Origin of the sequence: uncultured Actinobacillus sp., from assembly GCF_945915845.1 — a bacterium.
GTDB lineage: Bacteria > Pseudomonadota > Gammaproteobacteria > Enterobacterales > Pasteurellaceae > Exercitatus.
This window is the reverse complement of record NZ_CAMEFX010000013.1, coordinates 33068-48711: the sequence shown is the minus strand read 5'-3', so window position 1 is coordinate 48711 and position 15644 is coordinate 33068. Positions and strand designations below refer to the sequence as shown.

The window sequence follows — 15644 nt, the reverse complement described above, 5'->3', positions numbered from 1 at the left end:
TGGTTTTATCGCCAATGGCGTCTTTGTCAAAGGTGACTTGTCCCGTGTTGGCATCTAACTTGATCGTCTCATTATCGGCTTGAGAAAGATCTTTCTCTTCGCCGTTAATTTTGATTTTCTTGTTACTACTATCGCCGTCAACACTCACCAATTCCCACTTACCGCCTTTTTTCTCGTAAACCAATACGTGATCTTTCGGCAAGGTTGAAGTGTTGTTACGGCCTTCGTCTGTGAAGCGAACTTCAAATTTATTTGTACCTGAAATCACTTTACTGACCACACCACCAATATTAGTTTGTGTGCTATCTTGCTCGATGGTCACATTTGGTAATGGTTCATCTAATGCCACAACTGAATTGTTCACACGAGGTCTATCTTGGCTATCGAATACCGTAATAGTGACAATACCACCATCAGCAACCGCCTCAGGGGCAAAGGTTAATTCACCTGTGTTTTCATCAAGTTTAATTTTGGCATTATCAATACTGCCTGTTGAGCCATCTGGATCAAATTTCCATTTACCCCCCTCTTTCTTAACATTGATAACTTTTGGCTCACCGGTTGTTTCATCCAGATAATCCACACGATATTTACTACCGCTGTTATTTTGAGCAGGTTTAACTTTTACGCCGCCTTGATGAGCTTGGTCAACTTCCGCTGTTGGCTTATCCACTTTTTCTGCGTTATCTGTCGGCTCAACTGGTTGAGGCGGTCTAGGTTGTCCCGGCGTTAAGCCATCAGTGGCTTTAGAAAGATCTATGTTTGGTAAACCAATCGCTTTATTGCCATTACCACTAGCATCAATCGGGAAGAAATCGCCTAAAGTTAATCCTTCGGTATCCTTAGCTCCATATTTAACCGCTGTCAACCAACGATAAGCATTATTCGCCTCATGATCATAATAAAAATGGAGATTATCTGTTGGTTGAATAAGCACAACATTATTGTCATTCGGATCCACTTGGGTTATCTGTTTTGAAATCGAATTACTATTTTTCCAAATTCCGGCATCACGATACAAGTTGAATCCTGGATAATCCAGATAAGTTGGTGCATATGACGAATCATAAACCGTACTTGCAAAACTCATTGCATAAGTATCAGGATCGAACTTGATTTTTAATGTTGTTTTATTATCCGCATTTTTACCCACAGTAATTACCGGTGAAGTTAAATCCGAACCGTTTGACAACACATGATGATAAAGCGGTGCATTACTTGCCCCTGTGCCATCACTATTTGTCGTCACAATATCAAAATCATCAATGCTGCCCTTATCACTCAACACCACTAATCGTTTATCTGAGGTATTGTCGTTCGGTAAATCAATAAATTCTTCACCTTCACGACCAATCATAATGCCAAAGATCTTACCTTGTTTACCATTAGGCGTTACTTTATCACCTGCAGTCGCTGCCAAACGGCTAATATAGGTAGCATTAGGGTTGTGACCATCAGGCGCACCAACAGTGCCGTTTTTCAAGGTAAAGACACCGTCTGTACTTTGTGACATATCGATTTTTAAGGTACTTGCCGCGTTGGTAATATCTACGAAGTCATCACCTTCATTCTCATCAATACTACCGTTGTTATTTTTATCAACAATGCGGTAAACATATTGTTCCCATTGGTCTTCGTCATTTTTCACTAAAACATAGTTTACAAATGCACCATGTTGAGTTTGGTTGGTACCTTCTTCACGAACATCCAATTCCACATTGAAACTAATGTAGTCCACGCCTTTTCCTGCGGTGATTTTCACTTCACCCGCACCGCGGTTTTCAAATAATGTCGGTGTTTCCGGTGTCGGTGTTGGAATCACAATTGGGTTATCTTGCGGTTGTTCTTCCTCTGGTAATGGTTTGTTGTCAGGATCCGTTGCCGCGTTCGCCACGCCCTCTTTCGTATTACCATTCACATCCTTACCAACGGCTTTCACTTCCTTGCCATCACTCAACTCATCCGCCATTAACGTGATTTCACCGGTAACTTTGTCGATAACTGCTCTGCTTGGTGGAACAGGTTCTTTAGTGGTAACCATTTCCCCGTTTTTCTCTTCGGTTTTCACCGTTGGCGCCAAGCTCCATTTACCTGTTTGCGGATCGCGCACGGCAGTAATGCTACCGTTGTTGCCTTGTTCATCCGTGTAAGTCACTTTCACTTCAACATGGTCACCTTTCGGTTTCACCGTCATCGCGCCTTGTTTTTCACCATCTTGAATCGGTGTAAGCTCTGGGGGTTCCGTGGAGCCTGCTGTATCGTCTTTCACAAACGGTTTCACCGGTTTGCCGTTATTGGATTCTGCAGTTTTTGGCGTTGGCTCATAACCATCCGTCGCCTTAGCAACAATACCGTCTTGACCGATCTTGTCGTTGTTAATGGTGACTTTACCTGTTTTCGGATCAAGTTTGAAACCATTAGGTTCCGTGCCGTTTTCCCATTTCCATTCGCCATTATCCCCTTTGACAATGGTGACCGGATCATTGGTTGTACCGGTAATTTTCACTTTTTCCGAATCCGCCCCCGGTGTAACGACCACTTTATCGCCATCTACCACCGCTTGCGGCGCATCGGCAAATGGCGTTGGGTCTTTTAATACCGGCTTGCTAACCGTATCACTCTCGTAACCGTCATTATTAGTACCAACCGCCGTCATCTCCGTGTTCACATCCACGGTGCCTTTCGGGAAGTGTAATTTACCCGTTGATTTATCCAAGGTGACATTCTCAGGTAAAGCAGCGCCGTCTTTGACTTTCCACTCTACTTGACCGTCCGTGCCCGTAGTGTCTTTCTCAATCTCTAAGGTTTTCGTTTGACCGTCCTTGGTATAAGTCACTTTCACCTTGTGGTTATCTGCCCCCGGGGTGATAGACATTGAACCATCACGATTGGTTTGTGGTATTTCCGGTTCATCCGCATCCACGTCTTTACCTCTCGGCTCTGCCCCGATGTCATCCACTTTGGCTTCGCTCGATTCTTTATGTTTCGCGTTGTAACCTTTCGCGCTAACCGCGGAATTATCCACTAAGGCATTTGGTTTTAAGGTGATATTGCCGTCTTTATCCACAGTCGCAATATCACTTGGGATTTCATTCCAAATGCTCGCTTTTTTCTCCGCTAATTTCACCGCTTGCTCTTCATCAGATAGACCTGTTTTCTCCTCTTCCGTAAGCGTTTGTGCTTTGGTGAACTCGTCTTTTGTCGCGCCTTGTAATGTCCATTCGCCTGTAGCCGGATCTTTTTGCGCACGGATCACAATGTCTTTTTCGGTGACTTTAGACGTTGCTTGTGGGTCGGTCTCATTAGTCACAGGCGCAACAGTTAAGCCGGAAGTATGATAAGCACCGTCCGCACCTTTCATCTCTTCCACATAGCCTTTGGCGTTGATGATCACTTCAACATTATCGCCGCCCACTTTGACAGTAGCACCGCCTTTAAGTTGATAGTTCTCACCGCCCTCTAGTACATCTTTATAGCCGGTTACCGTTGGCGCGTCTGCTTCATTCGGCGTTGCATCGTCCGCATTAGCTCTAACTGTTACATGAACTTCTCTTGAAAGACCGTTAGCATCATTAAATTTATCTGTTGACGGTTTGTCGCCTTTGTGACCAATTGCTTCCGCCTCTGAGCGATCTTCGACTTTATTAGCCGGAACAGTAATCGTACCCGTGGTTTTATCTAGGGTTGCCCCGGTTGGGTTTTCGCCCTCGATTTTCCATTCGCCGGCAATCGGATCTTTCACAATGGTGAGAGTTTGCGGTTTACCTTTGTCATCCACAAATTTCAATTCCAATTTGTCGTTATCCGCGCCCGGTGTGGCGACTAAATCACCTGCGTTGTTCTCCGAACCTGCCACTAAAGTTGGTGGATCCGTACGATCTTGATCAGTAATCGCATCGGTAGCCGGTTTGTTCAATTCCGCTTTTTGTTCTGCGGATTTGTTTCCTGCGTAGTCGCGTGTCACCACCGTAACGCTATTTTTATTGCCGTCCGTGCCTTCGTTCACTTTATCCGGTGCGAGATAAGCGATAAATTTGCCGTCTTTTTCCGTTGGCGTTGGGATTACGTTCGGATCGATCGATGTCCAAGTGTTGCCGTCCCAAGTTAAGGTGACATTGTCATTTGTACCCGCCAAACCGTCTTTCTTCGGATAACTTACCGTGACTTCAAGGAAAGTTTCATCCGTGGCATTTGGTAACTCAATACGTGCGCCACCAAACCCATTCGGAAGTGCGGTCACTTTTGCTGTTGTTTTGTCATCAATCGCTTGAGTATCATTCGGGAAAGTTTCCGCTTTTAATGCTGCGTCACTGTCCGAACCGGTTCCTTGGTCGACTCGTTTCGCTTCTGTGGTGCGCACAGGGCTTGGCGATTGATCCGCTTTTTCTGCTTTTAAGGTGATCGCTGTTGGCGTTTTGGTATCGTCTGGTTTGTCTTTGACGCTATATTTGAAATCACCTAAATTTAAATCAGAAAGTGCGGTGGTTTTGAAGGTAAATTTACCATCATCAGCCTCCACCACAAACTCACCAATTTTCACTTCCTTGTCGTTCACCGTAATATAAGCCGAAACTGTCGCACCTTTTTCTGACGTACCGGAAATGCTGAATTGTTCCGGGCTTGAGTTAGAATGGTCGTCTAAGTCAATGCCTTTTACGGTAATCTCGTCTTTTAAGATGGTGACTGCCGGTGCTTGGACGACTTTATCGTCGCTAGGATCTTTTTTGCCCTCTTGTTCTGCACGCACCTTAAATGTTGTACCTTTGTTAAGCGGGCTTGGAACGTTGTTTTGACCTTCTGTTAAGGTCACTTCATATTCGCCTTTCTCGTTAGTGAGAATGAGCGAATCGGTTGCACCTAACACCGTGCCGTCTTCTAAGGTAACAGTGATTGGAACATTAGCAAGCGGTTTGTCGCCGTCTAACAATTTACCTTTGATGACAACCGTTTCAGGATTGCCATCGTTATCCGTATCGGTTCCAGTCACGCTCTCAACGGTTGGCGTTGGCGTGATTTCGTCATAACCTGCTGTCTCACTGCTTTCATCAGATTCATTTGAGGCGACATCTTTGAACTTCGCGCTGACTTCAGCGTTATCTTGCAAATGTTCTTCCGCAATAGTGGTGCTAAACTGTCCTTTTGGAATAGAAGGCACATTTGGATCATCCGATTTCCAACCGCCTACCCCGTTGTAGGTTAAAGTGGCAGTATGTGGTGTGCCGTCTTCATCGGTATATTCCACAATTAATTTATCGCCGTTAACAAACGGTTCTGTCGGATTTTCCGGTACGCTAATGGTGACACTACCGTCACCTTTCGCCTCATGAGGTTTAACGACAGGTTCATCCTGCGGTTTTTGTTGATCTACGAAAGTAATATCATTTGGCACAGTCGTATTGTAAGGATCGCTCACATCTTTACCCGGTGCTTTCGCCACGATACGAATCGGATCGCCTACGTTAATTTCGCCGGCATTTTCGCCAATTTCAATGCTGAATTTGGTTTCGCCGTTTTCCAATTGTTTGCGACCAATTTCTTTATCTCCTTGATAAATCACAACAAGGCTATCCGGCTCAGCGGTTCCTTCCACGCGGATCGCGTCAATATTGCCATCGGCTTGAGCGTCTTTATCAATCGGCGTAATCTTCACCTCTTCCGGTGCCGGTGTATTGGTTTTCGCGTCTTCGCCGGCGGTTACCGGTTCTGCCGCTTTTTCTGCCCCATCCACAAAGCCGTCAATAGATTTCGCGGTGACTTCTTTGCCGTCTTTTAAGGTGTTTTCAGGAATCACCACTTGCGGTTGGCTCAAATTGTCTTTAACGCTCGGGATTACATCCTCTTTGTCCGATGTCCAACTGCCGTCCGCTTGTTTGGTTAAGGTGACCGTTTGTTCTTGGTCTTTTTCATCCGTGAATTTCACTTCCACTTTGTCGCCCGGATTCGCATCTTTCGGCAATATCACCGCCACCGCACCAGATTTCGGTACGTTCACTAATTCAGGCGCACTTGGGCCTGTTGGATCATTAGGATGCCCTTCAGCAGTACGAGGTATTTCACCTAATACGGTATTATTGCCATCTTTACCTGTGCCGGCGTCGCTCACTTCCTTGTCTTTTTCTAAGGCTTTGATTTCTAAGGCATCGCCTTGTTTGAGCTTCGTAGTATTCGGTACGCTGAATTCAAACTCACCCTGACCACCTTGGACGGTGCCTTCGCCTAAAATCTCGCCATTTGGCCCATAAACGATGACTTTGGTGCCGTCCGCTGCGTTAGGCACTTTGCCTTTCACCTTGATCACTTCCGCGTTGCTGTCCGCCGGATTTGAGCTGTCAATCGCGGTGATTTCAATGTCGGTTGGCGCGGTGCTTTTCTCTTTCACCGGCAAAATGGTCACGCTGTCGCCGCTGGTGTTACCGGCTAAATCTTTCGAGTCCGCAATAATCTTATCACCAGTTTCCGCAGGTACAGTGACTTTGCCATTGTTGTTGTCAATGTTGCCATTGCCAATATTCAATGGATCATTATTGTCTTTGATTGTCCAATTGCCGTCCGCGCCTTTTTCGATAACCGTTGTTTCATTATCGTCAATATCGCCGTCTTTATTCACATCTTTGGAAATCAAGACTTGGTCGCCTGTCACCGCATCTTTTGGCAAGAAGACTTCCGCATCGTCTGTTCCCTCTTTCTGTAAAACAGTCGGTGCTTCAGGATTTTGCGTGTCGTTTGGATGACCTTCGTGGTTGTTTTCCACTGGCGGTACTTTGGTGTCTGTACCGTCTTTCATCTTCGCCGCATCGCTTTCAGATTTGCCGTCCGCTTTACCTGTTACCGTGAGGTTTTCTCCTGTGGTTAAATCTTTGCCCGTTAATTCCGTGGCTTCGATTTCAAACGGATATTTACCTTGCTCATTTGGTTTATCGGAAGATTTTCCTTGACCAATGATATTGCCCTCGCCGTCTTTGATCACAATTTCGGTATTTGGCTCATCGGTTGAACCTTTTACAATGACTTTTTCAGGGTTGTTATTGGCAACAGAATCCGTGTCAATGGCTTTGATTTCGTCAATCACAGGCGCAGTCGTTTTTTCCGTTGGCGTGACAGCAGGGGTGTTGTCGCCTACGGTTTTCTCGACTTCGCTGGTATTGCCGGCATTGTCTTTACCTACTACTTTGACTTTGTCGCCGTCTTCCACTTTGTCGCTTGGGATAAGTGCGGTGTTATTTTCGATCGGTTTTTTCACCAAATCTTCATTGCCGCTCACCGGTTTCCAACTGCCGTCCTCTTGTTTTTCCAAGGTAACAGAATCGATTATTTCGTTTGGATCTAATTTGCCATTGCCATCAGTATCTTTACCCACATGAATGGTGTATCGATCGCCCGGTTGCGCATTTTTATCCAATTTAACCGGAATATCGCCGTCATCGGTTTTGTCGCCAATTTCGGCTTTGTTCGGATCGACATTGTCGGCAAATTCTGTCGCGTTCGGCACAGTTAAACCTTTGCCGTCCGCGCCTGTTGTGACCGGTTCGCTTGGGGTTTTATTTGGTGCTTGAGCTTTGACTTCAAAGCTGTCGCCAACTTTAAGATCCTCAGCCGCCACCTTGAGACTAAAGTCGCCTTTGTCATCCGCTTGTCCGGTATATTCTTTACCGTTTAATTTGACGGTGATGATAGAATTCGGCTCCGCTTTGCCTGTGACCGTCATACTATCCGGTTCGCCGTCCGCCGGATTGTCTTCGTCTTTTGCGGTGACGCGAATATCCGTTGGCATAGCCGTTTGCGGAAGTTTGTTGTCTATTTTGTCTTCCGTTGTGGTTTTATTGCCGGCTAAATCTTCGGTTTCTACGTTAACAACGCTGTCATTTGGTACTTTGTCGCTCGGAATGGTGACCACATTGTCATCTTCCGTTGGTTTGACTAAATCCTTGTTGCCGTCAATAGGTTTCCATTTGCCGTCTTCGCCTTTTTCTAAGGTGACAGAATCCTTGACTTCATCAGGATCTAATTTGTCATTGCCATTGGTATCTTTCCCCACAGAAATCGTCGCTTTATCGCCGGGTTTAGCGTCCTCAGGTAAATTAATGTCGATATCGCCATTGTCTTTTGGATCTAAAATATCCGCAGGTTGTGGCGGTTGTTTGTCATTTTCATGGGTCGTCGCTACCCCGACATCTCCCACAGCAGGCACCGCACTTTCGCCTTTAGTCGGTTTGCCGTCTCCATCTACTTCTTGAGCGGTAACATAAATTTTGCTGCCGGCGTTAATATCTACACCGTTTTTCTCTGTCGCTTCGATTTGATATTTGCCGTCAGCATTGGCGGTGGTTTCACCAATCACATTGCCTTGTTCATCTCGTGCAATCACTTTCGATCCTGCCGGTGCCGTACCGCTAATGGTAAAGGTTTCCGGGTTTTTATCTGCTTGTAAATCTGTGTCGTGTGCCACGATTTCGTCAATGGTCGGATTAGCCGTTACCTCATCAAAACCGGAATTTTTGATAGCCGGCTCAGAAGTATTGCCTGCAATATCTTTTTCAGTGACAACAATATTGGTGTTGTCTTTGATTTGCGTGCGATCAAGCTCAATCACGCCGTCTTTAATGGTCACCGCCGGCGCTGTTGGATTGTTTGTATCCGGCACAAGATTGCCGTCTTTGTCCACATTGACGATAATTTCCTGTGTATTTCCTTCGTTATCTACTACAGAAATCTGAATTTTATCCCCGGGTTGTGGATCTTTCGGGGTAATTTTCACCTGGTTATCGCCGTCTTTACCGACTGTAACAGATGGGGATTCAGGGGCGATTTCGTCATTTTTGTAACCTGTACTGTCTTTCACAATTTCAGGCACTTCTTTTTCTTGGGCGGTTGATGGTTTTTTCGTTGGCGCGGTTGCCACAATGGTTAATTTATCGTGAGCATTGATGGTGACGCCTTCCGGTTCACGGAAAATCAACGCAAAACCGCCGTTTTCGTCCGCGACGCCTTCGCCAATCACTTTATCACCAAATTTTACTTGAACTTTCGCGGACGGATCGGTGCTGCCTGCATACCCTGTTAAGGTAAATTCAGTAATGTCATCTAATTTCGCCGGGCTGGCATCGTTGTGAGAGCTTAAATGGATGCTATTGATATTTAATGCGGTGACATCATCCGGCAAGACTGTTACTTGCACTGTCGCGCTCTTTTGATCCGCTCTGTCGTCTTTGCCTTGAGAATAAGCGGTCACCACCGACGCATCCGCGACGCTGGTTTCAGGAATGGTGACGGTGCCGTCGTTATTGACTGTCACTAAGTCAGCCGGTGTGGTAGCCGGGTAAACTTTCCATGTATCGCCGTCTTTCACTAAGGTGACGGTGACTTTCTCTCCTTGCGCTGTGGTGGTACCTGCCGCCGGCTCTTTGTCAAAGGTTAAGACCACTTTGTCGCCGTCTTTTACCGGTGTGCCGTCTTTGTCCGCGGTTGGTAATGTGACTGTCACAGAACCGTCTTCTTTTGCTGTTAGTGTTGGTGGCAATGGGGTGCCGCCATTCGGATTTGGATTAGCCGGTTCGGTGCTTACTACGCCGTTAGTGTCGCTTGGATTGCCAGCAAGGTCTTTACCTGTCGCATCAATATTGGTGCCGGGTTCTGTCGCGCCATCAGGAATGGTGACATTGCCTTCAGGGTCAATCACAATAGGTTTAGTATCCGGATTTTTATCCGTATCAATTTCAACATTGCCGTCCGGTTTAACAGTAACCCCCGGTGGAACGCTAATGGTGCCATCGGCATCAATTACCGTATCCGGCGTATTTTTGTTGCCGTCTGTATCAATTTCCACTTTGCCGTTATCGTCTACTTTCACGTTATCCGGCAATTTTTCTTTGCCGCCAATGACGTTGCCGTCTTGGTCTTTCACTTCGACAACCGTATTGCCCTCTTCGTCTTTTTTCACTTCGATATTAATCGGTTTATCTTGACCTTCAGGCGTTAATTCTACATTGGTAGTCGTATTGCCGCCTTTGTCTTTTTCGACTTCGATTTTAATCGGCTTATCTTGGTTTTCCGGTGTAAAGGTAACGCCTGTTTCTGAGCCGCCGTCAGGGTTAGAAGTGCGGTCAATATTAATCGGGAATTCGTTATCGCCCGGTTTGTATTCCACATTCACATTGCCGTCTTTGTCTTTTTCTACGTTAATGTGGTCAGGTGTTGTGCTGTCGCCGCCTTTTGGTGTGTAGTCAATCTCCACTTCCTTGGTGTCGCCATTGTCATCCGGGAATGAGATAGTAGTTTTCCCTGTATCTGGGTCTTTGTTGATAACAGGTGGGTTTTCAGGTCCAACGCTATCGCCTGTGTGCTTAATGGTCACGCCATTATCTTCCGCATTAGGTACGGTCACTTTGGTTTCCGTTGGATTTTTGCCGTCCGCTTTAGCAATTACGGTTAATTCATCGCCACTGTTGATGTCGTTATCGCCTTTGTCGCGTTCTACCACAGGAATACGATAATCGCCGTTCGCATCCGCCTTGCCTTTACCTACGACGTTGCCGTTTTTGTCCTTGATGGTCACTTCCGCCAATGGCTCGGTTTTACCCTCTACGATTAATTCTTCAGGGTTGTTATCCGCTCGGTCAGATTTGTCCGTGAGTTCTTTGATGATTGGCTGTTCAAGTTGGGTGTCATCGGCGTAATCTTTGCCGGCTGTGGTCGTCGCCGGGTCGCTACTCATCCCTTTATCATTGGTCACTACCACAGAAACCTCTGTGCCGTCTTGGATATGTTCTTCTGCAATGGTGACTTTACCGCTCTCCGGGTCAACTTTCACATTCGGATCGCGAGAGATGTATTTGCCTGTGGTCGGGTCTTTTTCAATCACCGCCACAACAGGGGTGTTGGAATCCGATGGGGTGTAAGTAATTTCCACACGAACAATATCGTTTGGAATATCCGGAAGGTCAAAAGAAACTGAACCATCGCCTGGTTCTTTGTTGTTGTCAAAAACGACTTTTTCCGGTTTTGCCGATGAATTGGAGCCACCGCTACCACCGCCACCGGCGACTAAGCCCACTAAGCCCAAACCGGCTGCAATGCCGCCCACATGCCACCATGGGAATGCGGCCATATTGTAAGCCTCTGAGCTAAGAATTTGCGCAGAAGTCACCCCTGAGGCTAATTTATCAAGGGCTAATTCAGGTTGTGCTAATTCTGCCACATAGGCGTGATAAGCCCCTTGAGAATCTACCCCTAAAATCGGTGGAAGTTCGTCGTTGGCATAGTAATTTTTAATAATTAAATCCGGTTCAGTTTCTTTTTCATCAAAGTAAACAAGCAAATCATCCCCTTGACGTTTTGTGATGATTTTTTGCGGTGAAATACCGCTTTTCGCGTCGATAAACTCGATCCAAGCCGCTTGTTTCGGCGCGTCAAGAATTGTGGTTTTATTACCGGCTGTGTCAATGGTATGTTTAGTTACTGTACCTTTTGCATAGTGGTAATTAATATTCATTTGCATAATACGTTCCCCAATTGGATAATGAATTAATTATGCCAAAAATTTGGCACGAACAGAGTTAGAGAGGCCTCTCTCCATGTAAAATTGATAAAAACTGAAACGTCCTTATTTGGGCGACAACTGCACACAAAAAAAATACAGCGAGTGATGGGTGAGAGATAGGTAATGCTATCGGGCACAAACTTCGTGCAATATCATGGACAAAAGCGCGGTGAATTTTGAATCTGTTTTTTTTCAAACAGACTCGACAACACCTGTCCGAATCACAAACACAATCAATCATTTTTTTGGAGCATACCGCGTATAAAAACCCGTTAAATTTTCACCGCACTTCCTTACAAATTGGTTGATTTTAAATCAAATACTGAACACTTTTACATCGATCCCACATCGATTTTCATGCTCATTTTTTGTTAATCAACCAATCATTTTTTAATGCTAAGCCTGTGAAATATAAGCAGTCCTATTTATACTAGCGTAGTAATTTAAAGCAAAAAAAAAAAAAAAATCAAACACATAACTCAAATTTTGTGAACTAAATCACAAAAAAAGTAGTATTTTTTGCTTAAGCATAAATTTCGTGTTTTTTTCTGTTTTATTTTTTGTTATTTTCTAAAAAAGACCTTTGTCATCCTTAAGGAGGCTGTGATGAAAAAATTTTCTTACTCATCGGTTTCTGCGTTAATTTTGACCGCACTTTTAGCGGCTTCTCCTGCGCAAGCGGAAACCTTGAAACACTTATTACAACAAAATTTAACCGGTGCGCCTGAAGTCAAAGAAGCTCTTGCGGATGTGGAAGCGGCGAGAAATCGGACGGAGCAAAGTAAATCCGCCCACTTTCCGACAGTGAGCGTGACAGGAAGCAAATCTTTGAGCCAATATCATCAAGACAAAGGCGATTACACATCGAAAAAAGTCATTCCCGGTGTGCAAGCGGAACTGAATTTATATGCTTTTGGTGCCATTGAGAAAGATGTTGAGCGTAGCCGCAAGGAAGAGGAATATTATCGCCACAACCACGCGGCAACGCGCGAAGAATTGGGTTATACCATTGGGCAATTGTATTTAACAGCGTTGAATATGCGTGAGTCTATTGCAGTCATGGAGCGTAGTTTGGCGCGTCATCAGCGTATTTTGCAAGACCTTTCCGTGGTGTTGGAAAACGACGAAGGACGCGAATCAGAATTTGTGCAAGCGGAAACGCGGATGTTGATGGTGCAACAGGAAATTAATACCTACCGTCAGAAATTAGCGGCGACCTTGAACACCCTTTCTAAGTACAATCATAAAAAAATCTCGGCGGAAACATTAAGCGATCCCTTTGTGCAATTAAGTCCCGATGAGTTGTATCACAAATACAGTTTGACGGATAAGGCGCAAAACCCTTTGTATCAAGCCGGTGCAGCAGATTTAGAAGCACGGAATTTATCTTTGGCGGCGGAAGAGAAAAAACGCTTACCGCGTGTGAATTTGGTGGGGTCGGCAACCCGTGAAGACCGTCAAATTGGGGTGCAAGTGGCTTGGGATGTGTTTGATCGCGCGGCGGATTACACTGTGCGTGAGCGTGCCAGTGCCATTGCCGCCGGGCATGAACGTTTATTGCGCACTGCCCGTGATTTGGAAGAAAGCGCGGCCTTGGCAAAAATTAATATTCAAGAAAGCCAAAGCCAATTAAAAACCTTAAAACGTCAAATTGCGGCATCGGAGAAAGTGGTGGATTTTTACCGCTTACAATTTGATGTGGCACGTCGTTCGTTGTTGGATGTATTAAATGCGGAAAAAGAATTATCTAATGCGGAATTAGCCTATAGCAATACGCAACATAATTTACGCCAATCTAAATTAGATTATTTATATACCCAAGGGATGATTTCTACTTGGAGCGGTATTAAAAACCAAGATATTAAATTAAATTTTAAATAAGTTATGAAACAAATTATTGAAACACTTTCTCTCGCCACGAGATTATTAGGGGCTAATTTATCAGTCGCGACGTTAGCCTCCCATACTTTACGCACTCAAGATAATAGTTTAGATTTTAGTTCCTTACGTGAATATTTAAAAAGTGAGGGATTTGAAAATACGTTATCCAAACGTCCGTTAAATGAAATTCCGTCTTTAGCGGTACCTGTTCTATTATTTTTACAAAATGAAGAAGCCGCATTGGTGACTGAAATTATTGAAGATGATGAAGGGCGTCGTTATAAAATTCATTTACCCGATGATTTAACCCGTTGGGTAACGGAAGAAGAATTAGATAAAAATTATTTGCAACATTGTTGGTTTATTAAACCGCGCGATAGCGTAGATACACGTTCTGAGCTACCTGAATATAAATTACCTAAGGCGTGGTTTTTTAAAGTTATTTGGCGATTTAAAAGCTATTATTATCAAGTTTTATTAGCCAGTTTTATTATTAACTTTTTAGCTTTAGTGAGTTCATTATATGTGATGAATGTGTATGACCGCGTAGTGCCTAATAAAGCCTATGGGACGCTTTGGGTATTAAGTTTAGGGGTAATTACCGCCATTATTTTTGAATTAATTGCGAAATTATTACGGGCTTATTTAACCGATATTGCCGGAAAGAAAGCAGATTTAATTATTAGTTCTGCCTTATTTCGACGGGTATTAAATATTAAATTACAAGAACGCCCTGTTTCTTCCGGTTCTTATGCCAATAACTTGCGCGATTTTGAATCCGTTCGGGAATTTATGACCAGTGCCAGTTTATTAACGCTGGTGGATTTACCTTTTTTATTTTTATTTATTTTTGTGATGTTTTTGGTGGCCGGGAAATTAGCTTTTGTTCCCTTAACCATTATTCCTGTTGTAATTATTGTGGGATTATTCGCACAAATTCCACTATCGCGTTTTATTAATGAATCCATGCGAGAAAGTTCACAACGCCAAGGATTAACCGTGGAAGCCATTGAAGGGCTGGAAACGTTAAAAACCAATAATGCCTTTAATTGGGCGCAAAAACGTTGGGATTTTTTCACGGCAAAATCTTCGGCTTCTTCGATTAAGGTGAAAAATATCAGTAATTTTGTCACTAATTTCACCATGATGATGCAGCAGTTGAATACGGTTTTTCTTGTGCTAACAGGAACGTATCTTATTCATAGCGATAATCCTGCAGAAAAAATTACCATGGGGGCGTTGATTGCCTGTGTGATTTTATCCGGGCGTGCGTTGGCTCCTTTGGGGCAAATTGCCGGTTTGGCGATTCGCTTTCAACAGGCTTGGTTGGCGTTAAAAGGGGTGAATGGGATTGTGGAACGTTCTACCGACCGTGATACGGAACGTAATTATGTGACGCTGAGTCATATTCAAGGTGCGGTCAAATTTCATCAAGTTTCTTTTGGTTACAGCAAAGACGGCGAGCCTACCGTGAATAATTTGACGTTGGCCTTGCAACCTGGTGAGAAAGTGGCCATTTTGGGGAAAATCGGTTCCGGAAAATCCACGATGTTAAAACTGGCGGCCGGTTTATATGAACCACAGCATGGCAATATTAGTCTTGATGATGTGGATCTGCGTCAAATCGATCCGCACTTTTTGCGCAATCAAGTGGTGTTGCTGGAACAAAATCCGCGTTTGTTCCTTGGTACGTTGCGCGAGAACTTGGATTTAGCCAGAATGGACGGTTTTTCAACGGATCAGGATTTGCTGAATGCGCTGGCGAGATTTGGCTTGATTGATTTAATCCGTCAACATCCACGCGGCTTAGATATGCCTTTGGGCGAAGACGGTTTGGGACTTTCAGGCGGTCAAAAACAAATGGTCGCGTTGGCGAGAATGACGCTAAAAGACCCTCGAGTGGTGTTACTGGATGAACCGACTACGGGTTTGGATCAAACCTCTGAAGTTTATGCGTTACGCGCGCTGGCACATTGGTGCCGTTCGCGGACGTTGGTGGTGGTGACCCATCGTTCACAGGTTTTACAATTGGTTGATCGTGTGGTGGTGGTTGAAGAGGGTAAGGTTGTTTTAGACGGCCCTCGTGATGCGGTATTGAAACATTTATCCGCAAAAGATAAACAAGCTGCTGCACCAAATGCTGAAACGGCGCAAAGTGCTTAAAATAAACCATGGTGGGGTCAATATTTGCCTTGACCCTACGGCAATATAAGATGATTTTCGGATA

At 44.7% G+C, this 15644-nt stretch carries 3 protein-coding genes; 2 read left to right on the top strand and 1 reads right to left on the bottom strand.

From position 1 onward, the window contains the following. The coding region (locus tag Q0O89_RS05055) for an Ig-like domain-containing protein (RefSeq protein WP_293730596.1) at positions 1 to 11494 on the bottom strand (11494 nt) is incomplete at its 3' end. 648 nt (positions 11495 to 12142) lie between these two features. Between Q0O89_RS05055 and Q0O89_RS05050 the strand changes: the two genes are divergently transcribed. Together Q0O89_RS05050 and Q0O89_RS05045 are read left to right on the top strand one after the other, a co-directional pair. Beyond that, a complete protein-coding gene (locus Q0O89_RS05050; protein WP_293730595.1) occupies positions 12143 to 13417 on the top strand; it encodes a TolC family protein in 1275 nt (424 codons plus the stop codon). A gap of 3 nt (positions 13418 to 13420) precedes the next feature. After that, the gene (locus Q0O89_RS05045) at positions 13421 to 15580 is read left to right on the top strand and encodes a type I secretion system permease/ATPase (RefSeq protein ID WP_293730594.1); all 2160 of its coding nucleotides are present in this window, start codon (positions 13421 to 13423) and stop codon (positions 15578 to 15580) included. Positions 15581 to 15644: the final 64 nt, after the last annotated feature.

Bases quoted from the DNA above. Each gene is read 5' to 3' on its own strand.
- Q0O89_RS05050 (WP_293730595.1), top strand. From the start codon at position 12,143: ATGAAAAAATTTTCTTACTCATCGGTTTCTGCGTTAATTTTGACCGCA.
- Q0O89_RS05045 (WP_293730594.1), top strand. From the start codon at position 13,421: ATGAAACAAATTATTGAAACACTTTCTCTCGCCACGAGATTATTAGGG.